The 21,999-nt window shown below is 63.2% G+C and carries 17 protein-coding genes; 6 read left to right on the top strand and 11 right to left on the bottom strand.

Going from position 1 to position 21,999, the window contains the following annotated elements; genetic code table 11:
• Positions 1 to 9: 9 nt before the first annotated feature.
• Positions 10 to 498: a hypothetical protein gene (locus NKH06_RS18385; RefSeq protein WP_352722597.1), complete on the bottom strand. Its 489-nt coding sequence runs from the start codon at positions 496 to 498 to the stop codon at positions 10 to 12.
• Between the two features lie 437 nt (positions 499 to 935).
• A complete protein-coding gene (locus NKH06_RS18380) occupies positions 936 to 1,139 on the bottom strand; it encodes a hypothetical protein (protein ID WP_164779989.1) in 204 nt (67 codons plus the stop codon).
• Positions 1,140 to 1,443: 304 nt separating this feature from the next.
• Here NKH06_RS18380 and NKH06_RS18375 point away from each other — a divergent pair, with 304 nt between their 5' ends.
• The 3 genes from NKH06_RS18375 (at position 1,444) to NKH06_RS18365 (ending at position 4,264) form a co-directional block, all read left to right on the top strand.
• The gene (locus tag NKH06_RS18375; protein WP_352441926.1) at positions 1,444 to 2,907 is read left to right on the top strand and encodes a phospholipase D-like domain-containing protein; all 1,464 of its coding nucleotides are present in this window, start codon (positions 1,444 to 1,446) and stop codon (positions 2,905 to 2,907) included.
• A gap of 110 nt (positions 2,908 to 3,017) precedes the next feature.
• A complete protein-coding gene (locus NKH06_RS18370; protein ID WP_352722599.1) occupies positions 3,018 to 3,866 on the top strand; it encodes an endonuclease/exonuclease/phosphatase family protein in 849 nt (282 codons plus the stop codon).
• Positions 3,867 to 3,928: 62 nt separating this feature from the next.
• Positions 3,929 to 4,264, top strand: coding sequence for a hypothetical protein (locus tag NKH06_RS18365; protein ID WP_128304944.1), 336 nt, complete (start codon positions 3,929 to 3,931; stop codon positions 4,262 to 4,264).
• Positions 4,265 to 4,552: 288 nt separating this feature from the next.
• On the opposite strand, the gene NKH06_RS18360 is transcribed toward NKH06_RS18365, so the two are convergent.
• The 3 genes from NKH06_RS18360 to NKH06_RS18350 are packed head-to-tail and all read right to left on the bottom strand — an operon-like array spanning position 4,553 to position 13,035.
• Complete coding sequence (locus NKH06_RS18360; protein ID WP_352893632.1) at positions 4,553 to 7,846, bottom strand: beta strand repeat-containing protein; 3,294 nt, start codon at positions 7,844 to 7,846, stop codon at positions 4,553 to 4,555.
• Entirely contained in the window at positions 7,803 to 11,234 is a 3,432-nt protein-coding gene (locus NKH06_RS18355) for a two-partner secretion domain-containing protein (protein WP_352893631.1), read from the bottom strand. The genes NKH06_RS18360 and NKH06_RS18355 overlap by 44 nt, the downstream gene beginning before the upstream one ends.
• 10 nt (positions 11,235 to 11,244) lie before the next feature.
• On the bottom strand, positions 11,245 to 13,035 hold the full coding sequence (locus NKH06_RS18350; protein ID WP_352892952.1) for a ShlB/FhaC/HecB family hemolysin secretion/activation protein: 1,791 nt from the start codon (positions 13,033 to 13,035) through the stop codon (positions 11,245 to 11,247).
• 368 nt (positions 13,036 to 13,403) lie between these two features.
• Between NKH06_RS18350 and NKH06_RS18345 the strand changes: the two genes are divergently transcribed.
• A complete protein-coding gene (locus tag NKH06_RS18345; protein WP_164893012.1) occupies positions 13,404 to 14,267 on the top strand; it encodes a hypothetical protein in 864 nt (287 codons plus the stop codon).
• 164 nt (positions 14,268 to 14,431) lie between these two features.
• Complete coding sequence (locus NKH06_RS18340) at positions 14,432 to 15,286, top strand: hypothetical protein (RefSeq protein ID WP_502914500.1); 855 nt, start codon at positions 14,432 to 14,434, stop codon at positions 15,284 to 15,286.
• A 44-nt stretch (positions 15,287 to 15,330) separates the two neighbouring features.
• On the opposite strand, the gene amaB is transcribed toward NKH06_RS18340, so the two are convergent.
• From amaB to NKH06_RS18315, 5 genes are all read right to left on the bottom strand, one after another.
• Complete coding sequence (gene amaB / locus NKH06_RS18335) at positions 15,331 to 16,845, bottom strand: L-piperidine-6-carboxylate dehydrogenase (protein WP_502895292.1); 1,515 nt, start codon at positions 16,843 to 16,845, stop codon at positions 15,331 to 15,333.
• A gap of 230 nt (positions 16,846 to 17,075) precedes the next feature.
• On the bottom strand, positions 17,076 to 18,350 hold the full coding sequence (locus NKH06_RS18330) for an RNA polymerase sigma factor (protein WP_023809970.1): 1,275 nt from the start codon (positions 18,348 to 18,350) through the stop codon (positions 17,076 to 17,078).
• Positions 18,347 to 18,721: a YciI family protein gene (locus NKH06_RS18325; RefSeq protein WP_023809971.1), complete on the bottom strand. Its 375-nt coding sequence runs from the start codon at positions 18,719 to 18,721 to the stop codon at positions 18,347 to 18,349. Before NKH06_RS18325 ends, NKH06_RS18330 begins: the two co-directional genes overlap by 4 nt.
• 107 nt (positions 18,722 to 18,828) lie before the next feature.
• Positions 18,829 to 19,935, bottom strand: a complete 1,107-nt coding sequence (locus tag NKH06_RS18320; RefSeq protein ID WP_352794715.1) for a DNA topoisomerase IB — start codon at positions 19,933 to 19,935, stop codon at positions 18,829 to 18,831.
• Positions 19,936 to 20,034: 99 nt separating this feature from the next.
• Positions 20,035 to 20,913 (bottom strand): glycosyltransferase family 2 protein, encoded by an 879-nt coding sequence (locus NKH06_RS18315; RefSeq protein WP_352893635.1) that lies wholly within the window; start codon positions 20,911 to 20,913, stop codon positions 20,035 to 20,037.
• On the opposite strand from NKH06_RS18315, the gene NKH06_RS18310 reads away from it, so the two are divergent.
• A complete protein-coding gene (locus NKH06_RS18310; RefSeq protein WP_245463595.1) occupies positions 20,882 to 21,058 on the top strand; it encodes a hypothetical protein in 177 nt (58 codons plus the stop codon). The two genes, NKH06_RS18315 and NKH06_RS18310, sit on opposite strands and share 32 nt — an antisense overlap.
• Positions 21,059 to 21,114: 56 nt before the next feature.
• On the opposite strand, the gene NKH06_RS18305 is transcribed toward NKH06_RS18310, so the two are convergent.
• A complete protein-coding gene (locus tag NKH06_RS18305) occupies positions 21,115 to 21,999 on the bottom strand; it encodes a transglutaminase family protein (RefSeq protein WP_023809974.1) in 885 nt (294 codons plus the stop codon).

The following is a 21,999-nucleotide window of genomic DNA, read 5'->3' as shown; positions in this document are numbered from 1 at the left end:
GCCGGGCCCTCAGTTCTTGAGGGAAGCATGCCCGGCCCCGGTCGGCGTTCTCACAGGCAGATGGCTCCGATCCGAAGAACCGGCGAGACAGGCGACTTCGGCAATCGGCAACTCACCGCAATGCGGCGGCACGCCGAACGTTGCTATGATATGGTTGGATGAAACCCCTGCGAAGGATGCCAATTCGGCGATGACTTTTCGCACGACGTTTTCGTCGAGATATTCCCGCACGCGCCGCGCCACGTATTCCGTGATCTTGTCGCTGCCGGGCGAGGCTCTCATTCCGCGTGCGGGCCTCAGCACAATTCCGGTGGAATGCTTCTTGGCCAGGAATTTCTGCGGGACGGGATCGCGGACGGAGTATATGACACTCCTCCGCGTGGTGGCCCTCCTGGGACCTGCGCTTTCAGGAATTATGTCCAGGACATATCGAGCTGTCCGTTCTCGATTGACGCCCCGGGAATCGCCGCTGTCCCGAGCATCGTCCGTATTTTTCATGCCTGGCCTCTGCCGCTTTGTCCGCTGCCTGAAATCCCCCTTAGCCCGACCCGGACCCAGCGTAACGCACATGCCGCGGATAGTGAATAACATCCGTACGCAAAGAAAAAATTTTGTTCGGGATAAGAGGAACCAGTCACAAGGGAGGGACTGGAACATTTTTCGACACCTTCGCCGGCGCATTGGCTGACGGAGCATCAACGAAAAACCCGCCTGCGCGGCGGGTCACTGGCGCAAATCAGCACCATGGGCGAATATGTACTATAGCTGAGGTCATCGAGTCAAGAAAAAATTCCTATCGTGAAAAGCTGCGTGCGCAAAAGTTGCCAACTGCCGCGAGGCCTCTGGTTGACCTGAATTCGGGGCCCTGCTTCAGGGGACAGTTTGGCCATTTCGGCGGCCATTCAACAATGTAGAGCTACCGGATTTGCCGCCGGTCATTGCAGATCGTCGCGACGATTCTCATACAAATCCCATGTAAGTTCCACAAAACCCAGAAGAACGTCTTCCTCGCTCCACCCGGCAGCGACGGCTGCCTGAACGATCTCACGGACGAGAGGCAGCAATTGGCGTTGGCATTCTGCCGACGTGTCGGCAGCTGCGTCATCGCCGGGAGGTCCATCGAAGTTGAATTTCATCATTCGGCGCCCCCCTCGCCATCAATCAAAGTGTTTATATCACTAAAATCATTCCTCCTGATATACAATAGAGGTGGTACCAAAGCATAAGAGGCTTCGGAGGCCCCGGGCAGAACAGGACGATGCCAGGCTCTATGCTTCCTCTGGTCAGGTTTGTCCTTCTGAACAGGATCTATCGGGGTGCTTCAACCCATCGATCTCTGCGGCTGGTCGAACTCTTCAGCCAGGGCCGCATGCCACCATCCACCGAATGCGCGGCACGAGCGGCTGCATTGCCTTCTGCAACCGCTCGCTGGATAGTCTCGGCATGTTGGAGACCCTGGCGACTCACTGGCCTCAAATTCTAGCCATCATCTCCGTGGTGATGGCGACGGTCGGCATCGTCCATGCCGTCATGACCAAGGAAGATGTCCGCGCCGCCACCGGCTGGGTCGGCGTGATGGTGCTGTCCCCCATCCTTGGCGTGCTGATCTATGCCATCGCCGGCATCAACCGCATCCGCCGCGCCACGATCACCGCCCAGCGCCCGTTTGCCGACGGCGCGGTGTCCGCCAAGCACGAGCGCAACGTCGCTGTCGAAGAGGCCCTGATCGTCGAGCGCTACGGGCAACGGTTCACGGGCTTGCGGACACTGGGCGACAGGGTGGCGCGGCGCACGCTCAATCCTGGAAATGCAATCGATGTGCTGGAGACCGGCGACGAGGCCTATGCCGCCATGTGCGCGGCGATCGATGGCGCCGAGCGCAGCGTCCTGCTCGAGACCTATATTTTCGACAATGACGCCGTCGGCCTGCTCTTCGTCGAGGCGCTGGCCGGCGCCGTCCGGCGCGGCGTCACCGTCCGCGTGCTGATCGATGCCGTCGGCGCCCGCTACTCGGTGCCGAGCATCCTGGGGCATTTGCGCGAGGCCAACATCCCCGCCGATGTCTTCAACGGCAACATCGTCATGGGCCTGCGCCTGCCCTACGCCAATCTGAGGACCCACCGGAAGATCCTGGTGGTCGACGGCATCGCCGCCTTCACCGGGGGCATGAACATCCGAAAAGGCTTCTCAGCCGAATTCGCCGGCTCCAACAGCGCCAGGGACACACATTTCCGGGTGACCGGTCCGATCGTCGCCGACCTCTTTTCGGTCGCCGCCGAGGACTGGCGCTTCGCCACCAACGAGGCGCTGAAGGGCGACGCCTGGCGCATCGCCCCGCTGTCGCCACCGCCAGGCGCACCGATGATGGTGCGGGCAGTCGCGTCCGGCCCGGATGCCAGCAACGAGACCAACCACAAGCTGCTGATCGGTGCATTCTCGGTCGCCCGCAAGTCTATACGCGTGATGTCGCCCTATTTCCTGCCGGATCGGGAACTGATCAGCGCGCTGATCACCGCCGGCAGGCGCGGGGTCGAAATCGACATCGTGGTGCCGGCGGTGAACAATCTTTTCCTCGTCGACCGCGCGATGATGGCGCAGTTCGATCAGGTGCTCAAACACTATTGCCGTGTCTGGCGAACCGAGGGACCGTTCGACCATTCGAAGCTGCTTTCGATCGACGGCGTGTGGGCCTATGTCGGATCTTCCAATCTTGATGCCCGATCGCTGCGGCTGAATTTCGAGATCGACCTGGAGGTGCTCGATGCCGGCTTTGCCAGCGAGATCGAGACGCGGATCGGGTCGGCGATTGCCTCCGCCGTGCCGGTGACGCTGGAAGCCTTGCGAGCCCGGCCGTTTCTTATCAGGCTGTTCGACCGGGTACTATGGCTCGGTTCACCCTATCTCTAAGGCGGAGGTGTGCTTGAGGAACTCGTCTGTCATGGAACATACGCCGAAATTGCCTATTTTCACTTTATCCCGCTTCTGAATTGAAACCAGCGAGGACGAGCAGCACAGAGATGCACAGAATTGGACGCAGCCTCCCGGCAAGCATGCTTCTGTCCCTTCGTGACCGCCGGATGCAGAAGGCTAACGCCGCAGCACTCAAGACGACAGCCACCACCGGCACGCTGGTTGCCTCCTACAATGTCCACAAATGCATCGGCGTCGACAGGAAATTCGACCCGGAGCGGATCATCCGCGTCATCCGCGAAATCGATCCGGATGTCATTGCGCTGCAGGAAGCCGACAATCGCTTCGGCGACCGTGTCGGGCTTCTCGACCTGCCCCGGCTCGAGCGGGAAACCGGCCTGATTCCGGTGCCGATTTCGGCCACCGGCAAGGGCCATGGCTGGCATGGCAACGTCCTGCTGTTCAAGAAGGGCGTCGTTCGCGACGTGCACCAGATCAAGCTTCCGGGACTGGAGCCGCGCGGCGCGGTGGTGGCGGAAATCGACCTCGATGGAAGCCGGACGCTGCGCATCATCGCCGCCCATCTTGGCCTGCTGCGCCGCTCGCGCTCCCAGCAGGCGCGCGTCGTGCTCGACCTGATGAACAGCCCGGACGAAAGACCGACCTTGCTGCTCGGCGACCTCAACGAATGGCGGCTCGGCAACCGCTCCGCTCTCAACACGCTGCATGCGACGTTCGGCCCGCAGCCGCCGGCGGTCCCCACCTTCCCGTCGAACCTGCCGCTGCTGGCGCTCGACCGGATCATGGCCAACAGGCACGGCATGATTGCCGCCATCAACGCGCATGACACGCCGCTTTCGCGCGTTGCCTCCGACCACCTGCCGCTGACGGCCTTCGTGCGCCTGGAGCGGGTGGACGATAACGCCTTGATGTCTTCCGCGTCGCAAAGCGTGTAAAATTAGGCGGAACGCCCGGTTCTTCCGCGAGTTAACATGTCTTGAATACGCAGGAGGACGAGATGAAAAAGCTGATTCTGGCTTCCCTGTTGGCATTGGCCGCGACCGCGGCGATCACTGCGCCGACGCAAGCGGCAAGCGTGACCATCCAGTCCGACGACGGCGACCGATATTTGCCGGATGACGATTCCGATAGTGGGATCGTTATTCGCCGTCATCACCGCGATCGCTATTATGACGATCAGTATGATGGCGACCAGAATGTTCAGTATGACAATGGCGAATACCGGTACGGCGAATATCGCCGCCATCACCGGCATCATCGCTGCCATATCGAACTGGTCAAGCATTGGCGCCACCACCACAGGGTGATCGAAGAGGTCCGCGTCTGCGGCTGATCCCGATCGGAGCAACCGGCCGGCGAAAGCCGGCCGGTTCATCGTGCATGATCGGCTGACGAAATAGCGCCGATGTGAGAGGTGATAATTGACCGCGTCAAATCGTGGTCGCCCGCACGCTCACCGGACCGTGGCAAACGCGGCAAGGACGGCCGGGTCCCAGGCGGCCATGGCATTAGGTCATAGGTGATATCGCCGTTCGGATTGGCGGCGTTGGTGATGCCGCCCTGGCGATGGGATAGCTGCCCGACAGTCTCGCCGGCAACGCGGTCAAGGCGTCCCCATTTTCTACCGGACCGAGGCAACGCTGCAGACGGAAGCTGCGTCCGCCACGCCCTGGCAGAAGGCGGGACCGTCAAGCCGCGGGTCTTCGACCAGCGTTTGCGCATCGCCATCCACCGGCTGCCCGGTGAAGAAAACCCGAGCCGGCCCGCCGGCAGTATGGGCATCGGCGTTGTACGCGACCGTGCTGGCCGCATCCGGTGCCGGCACGGTGTTGGGCGGCGAGACCACCAGATCGGCACCGACATAGGTCAGCTCATAGTTGGCCGAGAGGGTCAGGCTCCCCTGTTCGATGGCATAGTTGCCAGCAGGGCTAGCGGGTGTCGCCTCAGTCGAGAGCGCGCCAAGGAATGTATCCCCGTTGACCAACCCCAGACCGCCGATCGAATAGGTGAGTGGCGGATTGGGCATGCCTTGGGGCCGGCTCTGCGCATCCGCCACCACAGTGATCGCCCGCTTGCCGATGCTGAAGTCGGCACCGGCATAGCTGATCTCGTAGTTCGCATTGGCGTTGTCGGTGAGCGTGCCCTGGCCGATCGCGTAGGCTCCGGCGTTCTCTCCCAAGGCGCGATCGAGAGCGCCGACCAACGCCACACCACTGCCGAGATCGGTGCTGGTGTAGCCATAGGAGGACGGGTCGGCATCGCCGTAAATCTTGCCCTGGCCCGAATTGGCCGTGACTGTCACGGCACGCCTGCCGATGCTGAAATCGGCGCCGACATAGCTGATGTCGTAGTTCGAGTTGGCCGCGTTGGCGAGTGTGCCCTGCCCGATCTGATAGGCGCCGACATCTTCGCCGGTCGTGCGGTCGAGAGCGCCAACCAGCGCCGCACCATTGCCGAGATCGGTGAAGGTGTAGCCATAGGACGACGGATCGGCATTGCCGTAGGTCTTGCCCTGACCCGAGCTGGCAGTGACGGTCACGGATCGCTTGCCGATGCTGAAACCGGCACCGACATAGGTGATGTCGTAATTGCCGTTGGCAGCATCGCTGAGGGTGCCGCGGCCAATGTCATAGGTCCCGACATTCTCGCCCTCGGCGCGATCAAGCGTGCCGACCAGCGCCGTCCCGCCGCCAAGACGGGAAACCGCATAGCCGTAGGACAGCGGATCACTGTCCCCATAGATCTTGCTCTGGCCCGCATCGGCCGTGACCGTGATCGCGCGCTGTGTCACCGAAAGGTCCGCGCCGATATAGCTGATGGCGTAATTGCCGTTGGCAAGCGTGCCTTGCGTGATGCTGTAGCCGCCGACATCGGATGATGCCGTGGCGGTCGTTGCCAGCGCACCGCTCAGACTGTCGCCATTGGCGAAATCGCCCGAGGTCAGCTGATAGGTCAGCGTTGGATTGTCATCGCCATAGACACGGCTCTTGGCATCGGCCGTTAGCGTAATGGCGCGCTGCGTCACCGCCAGATTACCGCCGACATAGCTGATCGCGTAGTTGCTGTTGGCGAGCGTGCCCTGCGTGATGCCGTAGCTGCCGACATCGGATGCTGTCGTTGCCGACGTCGCCAGCGCACCGTTCAGGCTGTCGCCATTGACGAAATTGCCTGATGTCAGCTGATAGGTCAGCGCCGGGTTGGCATCGCCATAAATGCGGCTCTTGGCATCGGCCGTCACCGTGATCGCGCGCGGGGTCAACGCGAGATTGCCGCCGACATAGCTGATCGCATAATTGCTGTTGGCGAGTGTGCCTTGCGTGATGCCGTAGCTGCCGACACCGGATGCTGTCGTGGCCGTTGTAGCGAGCGCACCGGCGAGACTGTCGCCATTGACGAAATTGCCCGAGGTCAGCTGATAGGTCAGCGCCGGATTGGCGTCGCCATAGATGCGGCTCTTGGCATCGGCCGTCACCGTGATCGCCCGTTTCGTCACCGACAGATTGGCGCCGGCATAGCTGATCGCATAGTTGCTGTTGGCGAGTGTGCCTTGCGTGATGCCGTAACTGCCGACACCGGATGCTGTCGTGGCCGACGTCGCCAGCGCGCCGCTCAGGCTGTCGCCATTGACGAAATTGCCCGTGGTCAGCTGATAGGTCAGCGTTGGAATGGCATCGCCATAGATGCGGCTCTTGGCATCGGCTGTCACCGTGATGGCGCGCTTCGCCACCGACAGATTGGCGCCGACATAGCTGATCGTATAGTTGCCGTTGGCGAGTGTGCCCTGCGTGATGCCGTAGCTGCCGACACCGGATGCCGTCGTCGCCGTTGTTGCCAGTGCGCCGCTCAGGCTGTCGCCATTGACGAAATTGCCTGATGTCAGCTGATAGGTCAGCGCCGGATTGGCGTCGCCATAGGCACGGCTCTTGGCATTCGCCGTCACCGTGATCGCGCGCGGCGTAACCGACAGATTGGCGCCGACATAGCTGATCGCATAGTTGTTGTTGTTGAGTGTGCCCTGCGCGATGCCGTAGCTGCCGACACCGGATGCCGTCGTCGCCGATGTCGTCAGAGAACCGCCCAAGCTGTCGCCACTGACGAGGTTGCCTGTTGTGAGTTGATAGGTCAGCGTCGGATTAGAGTTGCCATAGGTACGGCTCTTGGCATCGGCCGTTACCGTGATCGCGCGCTTGGCGATGGTGAAATTGGCGTCGACATAGGTGATGTCGTAGTTCGAATTGCTGGTGTTGGTGATGCTGCCCTGGTTGATGGCATAAGTCCCGGCGCTGTTCCCTGCCGTGCGGCTAAGGCTACCGACCAGAGCCGTGCCGGCGCCGAGATCCGAAACGGTGTATGCATAGGATGATGGATTGGCATCGCCATAGATCTTGCCCTGGCCCGGCGTCACCGTCACCGTCACCGCGCGCTTGCCGATGGTAAGCAGGCCCGCGCTGTTGTAGGCGAAGCCATAGCCGCTCAACGCCGCGAGATTGCCGGCGCCGACGGTGATTGCATAGGATCCTGCTCCGACCTGTGTATTGCCCGGCGGGTTGACGGACGTGACGCTTGGGCCACCGCTGAAGGTCGTGGCGGCGGTGTCGCCGAGATAGGCGCCGATCACGCCTGCCTGGTAGCCCGCCACTGAATAGGTCAGTGCCGGCAGGGCGGTATCGCCATAGGTTTTGGTCGCATTGCTGGATTTGAAGGTCAGTGTCGGCTGATAGGCAAAGACATAGCGGTTGCCTGTCGCACTCACCGGACCACCCGCCGACGTGTTCCAGACGGCCGTGTTGCCACTGTCCAGATTGCCGAATGTATTGCCGGTGGGATTTGCCGCATAGATCAGCCAGCGTCCGCTAGTGGCGGCGACGGCGTCACTGCCCCGGTTGTTGACGAACAGGCCAGCGGCCGAGAGCACTGGATCCGTTCCGCTGATTGTCGCATTTGCCGCAATGGTCAAATCGCCCGTCGTCTGAAGCTTCACCGAACCGGTGGTGTTCACCCCGGTCGCCGTAACCCCGCGGGCGCTGGAAGCACTGGCGATCGTCAGGCTTGCGCCATCGCGCAGATCGACTGGAACCGGCGCTGCCGGCGACGTTGCCGACCTGGTTGCCGGCGTTGGTCAGGGTGAAGCTACCCGTGCCACCGAGAACCAGCGACGCCGCCGTCAGGCCACTAGTCTGCGTCACCACGCCGTTCGACGACAGCGCCAGCGTGCCGGTGCCGACCGACAGCGCCTGGTTGAGGGCGAAGGTGGCTGCTGCGGTTTCAATCTGGCGATTGGCGAAGGACAGGCTGCCGACAGAGGCTGACCCAATCGCCGCGCTATAGGCGCTGCTCAGCGCCGACAGCGAGGCGATCGAGCCATCCGCCTCGTCGAGCCGCCAGTCGCCATAGACGTTGAGGTTCGAGACATTGCTGCCGGACAGGCCGGTCCGGAAGGTCACGCCATTCTTGGCGCCCGAGTCCGCTTCGGCAACGGTGTAAGCGAGCACCGAGTTCGAGACCGCGCCGGCCGGCAGAGCGAGATAATAGTAGCCGTTGACGCCGGTCGAGACTGTGCCGAGGTTCACGCCGCCGGAGACGACGGACACCAGCCCGGGATTCTTTGTGTAATAGGGTTGGCCGGTACCGGAAATCAGCGGCGTGTTGCCGGCATCCTTGTAAGCAATTCCGGAGATCGCCTGAACGCCATTGGGGTAGAAGCTCTTCAGATAGGGATAGAGGCCGCCAGTCCCGCCGCCAAAGGCGGCACTCAGTCCATTGGCGCCGCCATTCTGGAAGCTGGAGGTCGACAGGCCGACGACATTGACATTGGGGCCGGTGGTGCCACCGCCGATCGCAGGCTTGGCGCTGGATGTGGTGTTGTAGGGGCCGGATGTCGACGTGTCGTACGCGCCCGTGACCACGCCATCGTAAAGGTTGTTGCCGATGAACGCGCCGACATTCCATCCGCCGCTGACCGCGCCGGTCGAATAGCTGTCGGTTATCCTGCCGCCCTCGCCGACAAACGAATAGCCATAATTCGATCCGACGAGGCCGCCGACGGCCGCGCCGCCGCTGCCGATATCGACAGCGCCCATGGCATAGACGCGATCGATGGTGCCGAAATTGTTGAAGCCCACCGCGCCGCCCGCGGCATTTGTGTCGCGTGCGTTGATGACCACTGTCGAGAAGCTGTCGGAGAGTGCGCCATCGTTCTCGCCGATCAGACCGCCTGAGGTGGACCCGTATTGCGTGGTGAACAGCTGACCAGTCGAATAACTCTGGGCCACCGTGCCGGCATTGAACCCGGCGATCCCGCCAAGGGTCCTAAACCCCCGGACCGTCACATTGGTGACGCCGACATTCTGGACCAGGCCGCCCGCGCCGATATAGCCGAATAGGCCGACATACTGGGCAGCGGACTGCGTCACCGACAGGCTGTCGACGGTGTGGCCGAGCCCGTCGAACGAGCCGGTGAAGCCGTTGCCGCCGTTCTGGATGTTGCTGTTGCCGTCGGTGCCCAGCGATATGAAGCCGAGACCGCTATTCCAGCTGGACGTGGAGCTGGCATCGATATTCTTGGCCAGCGCGTAGCTGCCGGTGAGCCCGCTGTTGATCGCCTGCAGGCCGTTGACATCATAGATCAGCGTGTAGCTCTGGCCGTTGACCGACAGCGCCTGCGCACCGGGCGTGCCGGTGAAGGTCGCCGATGCGCCCAAGGCATAGGAGATCGTGCCGCCGGTGCCGCCATTGTTGGTGATGAGCGCCAGTCCGCCGACGCCGCCGATCGTGGCGTTCGCATTGAAGACGATCGAATGAGAGGCGCTGAGCGTCAGCGTGTTGGTGTTCCAGGCGATCGGCGCGGCAATGGTGATGTCGCCGGCCTGGGAACCGCCGCTGCCGGTCGAGATGGTGACGTTTGCCGTTGCAAGAAGGTTCTGCAGCGTGGTGACGTTGATGACGCTGTCATTGGTGTTGGCGGACATGCTGCCGCCGGTGTTGCCGGCAGCGTTCGATATAGTGACGTTGTAGGGATCGAGCAAAAGGTCGCCGGTGTCGCCGAACCGTGCCCGCAGGTCGACCTCACCGGTGAAGTCGAGGCGCTGTTTGCCGGACACTTCCGCGAAGCCACCATTGCCGCCGTCATCGCCGCCGCGTGCGGAAATCTTGCCGGCGAATTTTGTTTGCGCGTCGGACCAGACGATGACCGTGCCGCCAGTGCCGTTGCCGGTCGCATCGGCACTGATTGTCGTCTTCGCATCGATCTCGGTTGCGACCGCGCGTTGCAAGGTGCCCTTGCCCTGCTTGTCACCGCCGATCCTGACCGTGCCGCCGCCATCCTTGCCCGAGGCATCGACCTTGGCCGCCCTGAGCTTCAGTTTGCGGCCGGTGACCGTGACCTTGCCGCCCTTGCCGCCGGTCTGGGCCGAAGCGTCGAGCATGCCGGTGATTTCGACCGAGCCTTCATCGCCGCCGAGCACGATGGCACCGGATTGGCCAGACACCGTGCGTGCCTCGATGACACCGGACATGTTGACGGCTTGGCGTGCGGCATCGCGCACCGCAGCCGCCTTGAGTTCGACCAGCCCGCCATCGGCACTGATCAAGCCGGAATTGCTGACCAGCGCATTGCTGCCGTCAGCCTTGCTCGGCACGGAAACCTGCAGGAAGCCGTCGCCGGACAAATCAAGTGTTGCCTTCTCACCCGATCCGAGCCCGACCTTGCCAAGCGGCACGGTGATCGAGCCGGCATTGTCGACGCTGCCGCCGATCAATGCGGCATAGCCGCCACGCCCGATGCTGACCGCACCCTGGTTGGAGACGGCGGCTGAAGCTCCCTTGCCCTCGAATTCCAGCTTTCCGGCCCCAAAATCCTCGTCGCTGATGCCCAGCGAGGACGCGACGAAGCCGGCGGCACTAACCTTGCCGGTCTTGGAGATGGCAATGCCGTTGGGATTGACCAGGAACACCTGGCCATTGGCATTGAGCTGGCCTGCAATGGTCGATTTGGTACCGCCGGTGACGCGGTTCAGCATCGTTGCCGAGGATGATGGCTGGTCGATAGTGACTGTCGCGCCGGCACCGATCGAAAAACTCTGCCAGTTGACGATCGCCGAACTGGTCGACTGCCTGATGTTCAGTTGCGACGACGATGGGTTGGCGATGGTGACGCCGCCGGATGCTACGCTGCCGCCGGTCGGCAGTTCCTGTGCCCGCGCCGACGTGAAGCCGACAAGCGCCGTCGACGTCAAAAGCAGCGCCATCAACGGCGCGCCGGTGCGGTTCAGGTGCCGCCGTGGGAGGTGGGCTTTGCGCTGCATGGTCATCTCTCTAGAATTGGACGGCGCCGCTGAGCGAAAAGCGATCGCTTGTCGGCAACTGGTCGTCACGATGCTGGCGGCCCCATTCCAGCGTCAGGCTGGCGTTGGTCGCGTCGCCCGCCAGCGCGGTGCCGACCTTCAGGCCAAGCCCGTATGACGCGCCGACGATGTTGGCCGTCTCGAGCGCGGTCGGCATTTCGAGATGCACCTGGCCGACAGCGCCGAACACGTAGGGCGACACCGAAACGATGCCGCCAGTGAACGGCACGTACCAGGGTGAGGACAGCTCGCCGCGCAGCACATAGCCGGAATCGCCCTGCAGCGCGCCGGCGTCGAAGCTCGACAGGCCGCTCGCCCCGACCAGCCCGATCTGTTCCGACTGCAGCAGCGGCTTGCCGAACGAGGTCTGCGCGCGGGCGTAGAGGTCGAGGCCGAGATGGGTAGCCAGCGGCTGGCTGTAACTGGCGGAGACCTCCAGCTTCTGGAACGCCGCGTCGGCCCCCTGGCGCGACAGCGGCAAAAGCGGCGTGGCATCGGCGGCCGAGCGCGCGCCGAGCCCGTCGATGCCGAACGACGCAACGACATTGCCGATGAAGACACCGCCAAGCGGTGTGAACCAGGTGCCGTCGAGACCGAGCCGGGCAATGCGCAGCCGGTCCTCGGCGATCGGCAGCGAAATCGGCGTCACCGCGTCGAGCGTGTCGTTCTGCACGTCGAAGGACAGTTCGGTGCTGATCGTAAGCGCACGGCTGCGGATCCAGGGATATCGAAGCCGCGCCGAATAACGCTCGAAGGCGCTGCCGAAGCCGAGCGTGCCGGGCTCGGCTGTCGGATTGGCCTGCGTGCGGCTGGCTTCCAGGTTGAGCGTCAGCCCGTCATAGCCGATCGGCACGACGATGCCGGCGGCATAATTGCGATTGCGTGGGCCATCCGTGAACAGGCCGCTCTCGCCGCCATCGGGGTAGCCGCCTGCCCTGACATAGACGAGTTCGCCGAGGCCGAGCAATGAGTTGAAATCGACGCCGATGCCCGTAGACCAGCGCTGCAACGACGGCGATAACGAGTTGTCCACGGTCGCCTGGCCGCCGATCGGGCGATATTTGCCGTCGATGACAAGCACGCTGGCGCCTTTGGCTGTCCCGGCCTGCAAGGTCGAGCGCAGCCGGGCGCCGGGCGTATCACCAGCCAGCAGCAGCTTGCGTTCGATCGCCGACAGCTTGATGCTCTTTTGTCCAACGAGCGGCGCCAGCGTTGCCTCGACCCGCCCGCGTATGCGCTCGGGCAGATTGCTGGTGTCGATCCGTTCGAGAAAGCCGTCGACGACGACCAGCCGGAGCCCTGCGCCGTAGTTGAGCTTCTGCGCCGGCAGCACCACCCGCACCAGCGCATAGCCGGCCCGTCCATATTCGGTTTCGAGTTTTCGCGCCGCAGCAAAGATTTCCGCCGCCGTCACCGTGCGGTGCGCAAGGCCGGCAACGATCTTGCGTGTTGCGTCAGCCATGTCGGGCAAGCCGCCTTCGACCCTGACATCCCCGAGCTTGACCCTGAGCTTCCCGGCGCCCGCCGGCGCCTCGAGGCCCTCACCTTCGGGAATGGAAACACCTGCCGTGTTGGCTGCCGGCGGCGGCCGAAAGCTGGGCGGCGTGATCTGGCTGGCTGTCTGCGCAAACGCGCCGGCTTGAAGCCACAGGCACGCCGAGACGGCAAACAGGATCAACCATCCCTTACGGGCTGCCAGCCCGCCGAAAACTGGGTGACAGTCGTTATCTCTGCCAACCGCGATCTTGCTTGTATACTTCACTCAATCACTCGTCCTTCGAGGTAGAGTTCGGCAAAGCTTCGCCACCGCGCGAGATTTCATCGCTCGTTAATTGGCTTCTGCTTTCGAACTCACTTCCGGGAAGGCGTGCCCCCGCCGCTCGGATGTCGCGGAAACTATGCCGGGCCCTGGTGAAGGTCAATTCAACGGGCGGCCCTCCGGCTGACTATTATTGGGAGGGGTTTTCCAAGCCATAGCAATCGGTTAGCGGATCCCATGAACCGATCGTGGCCGGCCCCATGTTCGGGTTGGGCTTGCTCTTCGCATTTGGTGCCTCTGGACACAGCTATCGAAGGCTGGAAAATGTGGACGCGACTCCGCTGTTGGAGTTAACTCGGAACATGAGGAGGATGGCGCTGAATCTGGAAGACATTGCCGGCCATCCGGCCCTGCATCGCTGTGTCCAGGCACAGTCGTTGGCGCTGATCAACATCTATGAAACGAGCCCGCGACTGGCTTCCATTTTCGCCACGCAGCAGCGTTGGCTGATGGGTCATGTCGGCCTTGCCATGCATTTCAGGCGCGATCCGCACGACCGCCGCAAGGAGCTGACGGTATCGCGTTTCATCGAGTTCGTACACCAGCACGCGGTGGCCAGCCGCAACACGGCGGACGCTTTCATCAAGGAGATGCTGCACTATCATGTCGCCGAGTATGTTTCGGGTGGCGACGGGCGCACGCACCCTTTGCAGCCAACGGCGGCAACCGTGCAGACTTTCACCGGCTGGGTCCTTGCCCATCTGCAGACGCTGGATCATCTCGACGGTGGCAACCGGCTGGCCAGGTTCCTGGAGCGGCCCGACATGGTTGTCAGGCTGCAGCCTCTGGTGGCGGACGGCCTGCTTGCCTCCAAGCCGGTGCGCGAGCCCAACCAGACTTTTTCCCTGTTCATCTGGCTCAACAATGGCGGCATCGTCATGGACTGGCTGATGTCGGGCATCGACCCCGATCATGCCGGCCTGGACCGGATTCCGACCAGCGTGGTTTCGATCGGAGATTTCGCCAGATGGCTCAAGCTGTCGCGGACCCACCTCGCCCGCAAGCTGCGCGCTGCCGAGGAACTCGGCAGCATCGGCTGGCTCGGCCAGCGCGGCCATTCGGTGATGTGGGTATCGAACACTTTCTACCAGGAGTACATGACCGTCCAGGCCGCCAAGCTGGCCATTGTCGATGCGGCCTTCGACGCCTGTTTTCCAGCTCCGGAAGACCGCTGAAGGATCGGCGCGATCGATATCTGCCCGGGCCGTGAACATTGTCTACTGGCGATCATAACCTGTTATAGAGCGGGCGCGTCTGGACACGGGCCTTGAAGGCTGAAAATGTGATCTGCGTCTTCGCGTTGGGGGGCTTGACGCACGGGGGGAGAATAGCGCTGACCTTGGACCATATTGCCGGTCACCCGGCATTGCATCGCTGTTTCCGTGCCCAGGCGCAGGCGCTTATCCAGACCTACGAGACGAACCCGAGGCTTGCCTCGATATTTGCCACCCAGCAGCGTTGGCTGATGGCGCATATCGGCCTTGCCCTGCATTTCAGACGGGAGCCCGATGACTACCGCAAGCAGTTGACGGCGGCGCGTTTCATCGACGTCATCCGGGAGAATTCCGTCGCCAGCCGCAACACCGCCGACGCCTTCCTCAAGGAGATGCTGCACTACAATTTCATCGAGCACCTCTCGGCAGCTCAGGATGGCCGCATCCGCCCCATACAGCCTACAGTGAACACGCTGGACACGCTCGCCGGCTGGATGATGGCTCATCTGCACACACTGGACAGTCTCGACGGCGCGAACCGTCTGGCAACGTTTCTGGAGCGGCCCTATGCGCTCGCCAGGGTGCAACCGCTGGTGGCTGACGGGCTGATCTCCTCCAGTCCCGTGCGCGAGCCCAAGCAGACCTTTTCGCTGTTCACCTGGCTTAACAATGGCGGCGTCGTCATGGACTGGCTGATATCGGGCGTCGATCCCGACCATGCCGGCCTCGCTGCAATACCGACTGGCGTCGTCTCGATCGGCGATTTCGCCAAATGGCTCAAGCTGTCGCGAACCCACCTGGCACGCAAACTGCGGGATGCCGAAGACCTCGGCAGCGTTGGCTGGCTTGGCCAGCGCGGCAATTCGGTGATGTGGGTGTCGGGCGATTTCTACCGGGAGTACATGACCGCCCAGGCCGTCAAGCTGGCTATCATCGATGCCGCGTTCGTCAAGGCCTTTGACTCGCCAGCAGGCAGCTGACCGGTGGGCATCCCCCGTGCGGGATGCCCAAGCCGGCGAGCCCTTCAGTCGATGTCGAACGACACGCCCTGGGCGAGCGGCAGCGCCTTGGAATAGTTCACCGTGTTGGTGGCGCGCCGCATATAGGCCTTCCATGCGTCGGAGCCGCTCTCGCGGCCGCCCCCGGTTTCCTTTTCGCCGCCAAAGGCACCGCCGATCTCGGCGCCCGAGGTGCCGATGTTGACATTGGCAATGCCGCAATCCGATCCGTCGACACCCAGGAAACGCTCGGATTCCTGCAGGTCTCGGGTGAAGATGGACGACGACAGGCCGGCGCCCACCGCATTGTGCTCGTGGAGCACGGCGTCGAAATCCGAATATTTCATCACATAGAGGATCGGCGCGAAGGTCTCTTCCGTCACCGGGGATACCTGGCTTGGCATTTCGACCAGCGCCGGGTGCACGTAGTAGGCATCGGGGTGGCCGTTCTCGACCCGCGTGCCGCCGGTCACCTTGCCGTCATGGGCGGCGGCTTCCTTCAGCGCCTTCTGCATGGCATCGAAGGCCGCCTTGTCGATCAGCGGCCCGACCAGCGAGGAGGTCTCCAGCGGATTGCCGACAGACACACTCTCGTAGGCCTTTTTGAGGCGCGGAACCAAGGCGTCGTAGACGCTGTCATGCACGAACAGGCGCCGCAGCGTCGTGCAGCGCTGGCCGGCCGTGCCCATCGCTCCAAAGGCAATCGCGCGCAGCGCCATGTCGAGATCGGCGGTCGGGCAGACGATGCCTGCATTGTTGCCGCCGAGTTCCAGCACCGCGCGCGCAAAGCGCTTGGCCAGCCGCGGACCGACGTCGCGGCCCATGCGGGTCGAGCCGGTCGCCGAAACCAGCGGCACTTTAGGGTGATCGACCAGTATCTCGCCGACGGCGCGATCGCCGATCAGCACCGGCGCCAGGCCATCAGGTGCGTCCGCGCCGAAGCGCTTGACCGCACGTTTGAAGATGGCTTCGCAAGCAAGTGCGGTCAGCGGCGTCTTTTCCGACGGCTTCCACACCACTGCGTCGCCGCAGACCAGTGCCAGGGCGGCATTCCACGACCACACAGCCACCGGGAAGTTGAAGGCGGAAATGACGCCGACGACGCCGAGCGGATGCCAGGTTTCCATCATTCGATGGCCTGGGCGCTCGGTGGCGATGGTCAGGCCGTACAATTGCCGGGAGAGGCCTACGGCGAAATCACAGATGTCGATCATCTCCTGCACTTCGCCGAGCCCCTCGGACGGGATCTTGCCGACCTCGATCGAGACCAGCCGGCCAAGCTCGGCCTTGTGCGTACGCAGCTCCTCGCCGAGCAGCCGCACCAGTTCGCCACGCCGCGGGCCTGGCACCATGCGCCAGGCCTGGAAGGCCTTGTGCGCGGCATCGATCACCTTGGCCGCGTCAGCCGGTGAGATCGTCTTCAGCGCCGCGATCTGCTCGCCCGTCACCGGGCTGCGCACGATCAGGTCGCCGCCGACAAGCGTCTCCTTGGCCACACCCAGTTTCGCCAGCAGTTCGGTCGTTTCCTTGCCTATCGTCATTCTTGTCCCTTTCAGATCCAGTCGCTCATAATGCATGTCGCCCAAAAGTGCCCAGCGGTTTTGGGACAACGACATGCACAAAAGGCACGCCGGTCAAAGCCTGGCGCCATGCTGCCCGCGTGCACAAAGGCACCTCAGACACGATCATCGCGTGGCATTACTCGGTTCAAGGGAAAATCACCACCCCGGCATGGTCTAAGCCCAAACTGCACGATTGAGCCAGATGGCGCTCAGTTTGCCTTCTTGGCCGCTGGGCGTACCGCACCGTCCTTGATCAGCCGGTCGATATGCATGCGGATATGGGCAGCTTCCGCCGCCGTGTTCGCAAGCGCTATGGCGCGGTCGAAGGCGACGCGCGCCTCGTCGCCCCGGTCGAGTTGCATCAAAAGGCCGCCCTTGAGACCGAAAAAATGGAAATAGCCGGAAAGCCGTTCTTCCAGCGGCTCGATCATGGCGAGCGCCTCTGCCGGTCCACGCACCTTCGAGACCGCGACGGCCCGGTTGAGCGTGACCACCGGCGACGGCTGCATCTGCTCGAGCAAGCGATAGAGCAGATCGATCTCGTTCCAGTCGGTGTCCTCGGCCTTTTCGGCCCGCGCATGCAGCGCGGCAATCGCCGCTTGCACCTGGTAGGGGCCGGGCTTGCGATGGCGCAGCGCCTTGTCGACCAGCGCCAGCCCCTCATCGATCATCTTGCGGCTCCACAGGCTGCGATCCTGGTCTTCGAGCAGCACGATCTCGCCGCTCTCGTCGAAACGGGCCGGTGCGCGCGCATGCTGCAGAAGCAACAGCGCCGTCAGCCCCATGATCTCCGGCTCGGTCTGAAACAGCCGCAGCAACAGCCGTGCCAGCCGGATTGCCTCCTCGCACAGCGGTGCGCGGGCCGGCGCCTCGCCGCTGTTGGTCGAATAGCCCTCGTTGAAGACCAAGTAGACCATGGCGGCGACGGCGGCGAGCCGTTCCGACCGCTCGACCGCGCCCGGCGTCTCGAACGGCACGCCGGCGTCCGCAATGCGCGCCTTGGCGCGAGTGATGCGCTGCTCCATGGCACTTTCGCCAACCAGGAAGGCGCGCGCGATCTGCTTGACCGTAAGACCGGAGACGATGCGCAGCGCCACCGCGATCTGCTGCGTTGCCGGCAGATCAGGATGGCAGCAGATGAACAGCAGCCGCAATATGTCGTCGCGGTAGTGCGCCCCGTCCAGCCGCTCGGCGATATCGCTCTCGGCGTCTTCCAGATCGGAAACCTGGTCTTCCTCCGGCATCGGCGCCTGCTTGGCGCGCTTGCGCACCGCATCGATGCCGCTGTTGCGACCGACGAAGATCAACCAGGCCGCCGGGTCGCGCGGCGGCCCGTTCTGCGGCCAGTTCTTCAGCGCCCTGAGGCACGCGTCCTGGAAAGCTTCCTCCGCCGTATCGAGATCGCGGAAATAACGCAGCAGCGCACCCATGGCCTGCGGGCGGGCGGCGCTGATCGCGGAGCTTATCCAGGCCATTTCGGTCATGCGGAAACCCTTGTTGGGTTAAAGACCGAAACCGGCCGGATTTCATACGACCCACCGCTCGGGTTGACCTCGGAAAGCTCGCGGGCGAACTCCACCGCCTCGTCGAGATCAGCGCATTCGAGCGTGTAGAAGCCGAGAAACTGTTCCTTGGTCTCGGCGAACGGCCCATCGATGACGACCGATTCACCCTTGACCTTTCTCAGGGTCGTCGCGGCGGTCGTCGGCAGAAGTCGTGCCACCGGGCCAAGCCGGCCGGCCTTGGCATATTTTTCCTGAACGCCGAGGATATTGGCCATGACCTCGTCGTCCTGTGCCTTGCTCCAGGAGCAGACGACATCTTCGGAAGCATAGCAGAGGATTGCGTAGAGCATGGCTGGTCCTTTTCTCTGTCAAAGGACGAAACAGTAAGACCGATCCCGACACGACGTCGATAAAAAAATCCAGATGTGGCGGATTTGGCCACAGCCGGCCGCGCTGGTCAGCTTTCTCGCGGTTTCAGCCATCGCAGCACGAGAGCTTCCTCGTCATCGAGACCATCGATGGAGCGTTTGCGTTTGTTGGCTTGCGCCATTTCATTCAGCAACCGCCCCTGCGACCACGCTTCGAAGACCCGCGGGTGGATATAGCATTTGCGGCAGACGGCACGCGTATTGCCCAGCCGCTCGGCAACCTTGTCGATAACGCTGTTCATCGCCCTGTTTCGCTGCGCCGGGCTTTGCGGCAGTTCCGTTTGGGCAAACAGCGACGCGGCGTGAATGGTGCCGCCCCAGGTGCGGAAATGCTTCGAACTGAAGGCGTCACCGACCGCCTCACGGATATAGCGGTTGACGTCCTCGGAGCGGACCGGCCGCCTGTTGCCGTCCTCATCGAGATACTGGAACAGCTTCTGGCCTGGCAGGTCCTGCGCGCCGCGCACAATCCTGGCGATGCGGCGGTCGACCAGCTTCAGCTTCCACTCCTTGCCCGACTTGCCCTTGAAGGCAAAGCGCAGGCTTGAACCGACAATATCCACATGCCGGTCGCGCAACGTGGTCAACCCGAAACTCTTGTTGTCACGGGCGTAGGCGGCATTGCCGACGCGGATCATCGTGTTGTCGAGCAGCCAGACGACCGCGGCGACGACACGCTCGAACGGCAGGCCACGACGGCGCAGATCGCTGTCGATCCTGTGCCGCAGGTCCGGCAGGCTCTCGGCGAAAGCAACCAGGCTCGAATATTTGGCACCATCGCGCTCTTCGGCCCATTGCGGATGATAGCGGTATTGCTTGCGTCCGCGCTGGTCCCTGCCGGTTGCCTGGATATGGCCGTCCGCATCCGGCGAAATCCACACATCGGTCCAGGCCGGCGGAATGACGATCGCCTCGATGCGGGCCCTGGTAGTGTCCGAAACTGTCCCTCCGTCCGGTCCCTGGTAGGAAAACCCCTTGCCTGTTTTCAGCCGCCGGATACCGGGCTCAGCATCACTGACATAGCTAAGCGACGCATGGTCGGCCGAGCTTTGTGCCCCGTTTTTGGGCGCGCCATCTGGCGACACAGCATCCTGGCCAGCCGGTCGGCTGGGCGACAATCCGGATTTTTGCAACATGTCGGCTCCACGCGAATTCCGTAGATAAGCCACTGGCCGACCGCTGGTTCCACGCGCCGTCCGAAAAGCGTCTCGCGCCGATATCGTGTTGGCTGGCGCCTACAGAGCGCCTTCCAGCTTGATCGGCGGCGCGGACAAACGCCGCCGCGCCGCGAGCTTGAACCTGTAGCGCAGGCAGCGCCAAGCTTCTGAGCGCCGCTTTGGCGCGGCCGCGGCTACCGCCAGGAAGCGCGCCGCGGTGCCCAGATCGCCGCGCGCATAGTGGACCCGGGCGATCTTGAGGGCGACAAGGCCTTCCCTGGCCTTGAGGGCCGACAACGGGATGTTGCAGTCGGTGAGTGTGCGCAGTTCCCGGCGCCAGTCCAGGAAGCGCCGCACCGGATTGAGGGCAAAGCGGTCATCGGAACGTACCGGCGAAACCTCGTAGACCATGACAGGTTGCGAAACCATGGCGAGCGATGCCTTGCTCATCAGCCGTGCCCAGAACAGCGTGTCCTCGTCATAGGCCATTCCGATCGGGAACCGCGTCTCGCCGATCAGCGTCCGGGATGCCAGAACGCTGCCCACGGCGACCGAACGTATGTCGCCTTTGACATAGGCCGAAGCATTTGCCAGGCACGCAGCCTGGTAGCCGTTCGGCATCTTGATCTGCCGGTCCTGGCCGTTCACCCGTCGCCGGTAGGCACCCACGATCATGTCGGCCTCCGGCTGCTCCCGGGCCTTGCGGAGCAGTGCGCGCAACCCGCCCCGCAGATGCAGGTCGTCGGCATCGATCAGGTAGACCCAGGAATAGACCGCTTCGGCCAGCGCCAAATTGCGGGCACCGCCTGCATCGCGGCATTTGGCCGACAGCACGCGCAGCGGCAACGACAGTTGCGCCGCGGCCTCCCGCGCGATGGTTGCCGTCCCATCGATCGACGCATCGTCGACCAGCAAGATCTCGCCGATGATCTCGGCCTCGCTGCGTAGCGACGCCAGCGTTGCAGCGATGGTCGCCGCCGCGTTACAGGCAGGAATGACGACGCTGATTGCTCTCAATTACAAAACCTCGCGCCATGCGCTTGAGGATACAACTACCGTCACCCCGAAACGAATACAGACTAGCGGCCGCATCGGTATTTGAGAAGCAGTCTTGTCCATCCCGAATTGCAGCGCAAATACCTGCGTGTACGACCTGCTTCAGGCTCTTTCGAGCACGACCGGAATGACGTCGACAGCTTGCTCGCCAACTTGTCCCCCCGTGGTCTTGAGCACGCCGACGATCGGCGCCACGTCCGAATAGTCGCGGCCGTGGCCGACGGTGATATGGTCGTTGCTGGCCCGCATGCCGTTGGTCGGATCGAATTCCTGCCAGCCTGCATCGCGCCCGCACCAGACCTTGACCCAGGCATGCATGGCATCGGCGCCTTCCAGCCGGGGCTTGCCCTTCGGCGGGATGGTGCGCAAGAAGCCGCTGACATAGCCGGCCGGAATACCGAGCCCGCGCAGGCCGGCGATCATGATGTGCGAAAAGTCCTGGCAGACGCCGCGCTTCAACTTGAAGGCATCACTGGCCCGGGTCCGCACCGTTGTCGCTTCGCCGTCATAGGTGAAATCGCGATGGATGCGATTGCACAGGCTCATGACCGTGCCGGCGGCAGAGCCGGCGATGCTGTCGCGTGCGTAAGCGGTGATCGCATCGTCGATGCCGGCATGGGTGCTGGCCGTCAGGAAATGGTGCGGTGCATCAGGTGCCAGAGACCGCACCGCGGCGAGCTCCTGCCTCAGCCGGGCGATATCGGGCGACACGTCGAGCCCGGGCTCGGGCCGAGACACCGACACGCGGGCGCTCATCCTGATGTCGAGCGCGTCATGCGCGTCGCGAAAGACGATCGAGGTGACATTGTTGCCGAAGAAATCGGAAAAGTCGGAACGCTCGTTGGGTGCCGGCGCAAAGGACAGGGATGCGGCGATGACACGCTGCACGCCCGGTATCGTCGACGGCAGTACGCGCACCTGATGACGACCGCCGCCGGCCGCCGCAGCGTAATCGTAATGCAGATGAAGCCTGATGTCGTAGAGCAT

Origin of the sequence: Mesorhizobium sp. M1342 (assembly GCF_040317955.1) — a bacterium.
Taxonomy (GTDB): Bacteria; Pseudomonadota; Alphaproteobacteria; order Rhizobiales; family Rhizobiaceae; genus Mesorhizobium.
Note: the sequence above shows the minus strand (reverse complement) of the source record. Positions and strands in the feature narration are given on the sequence as shown.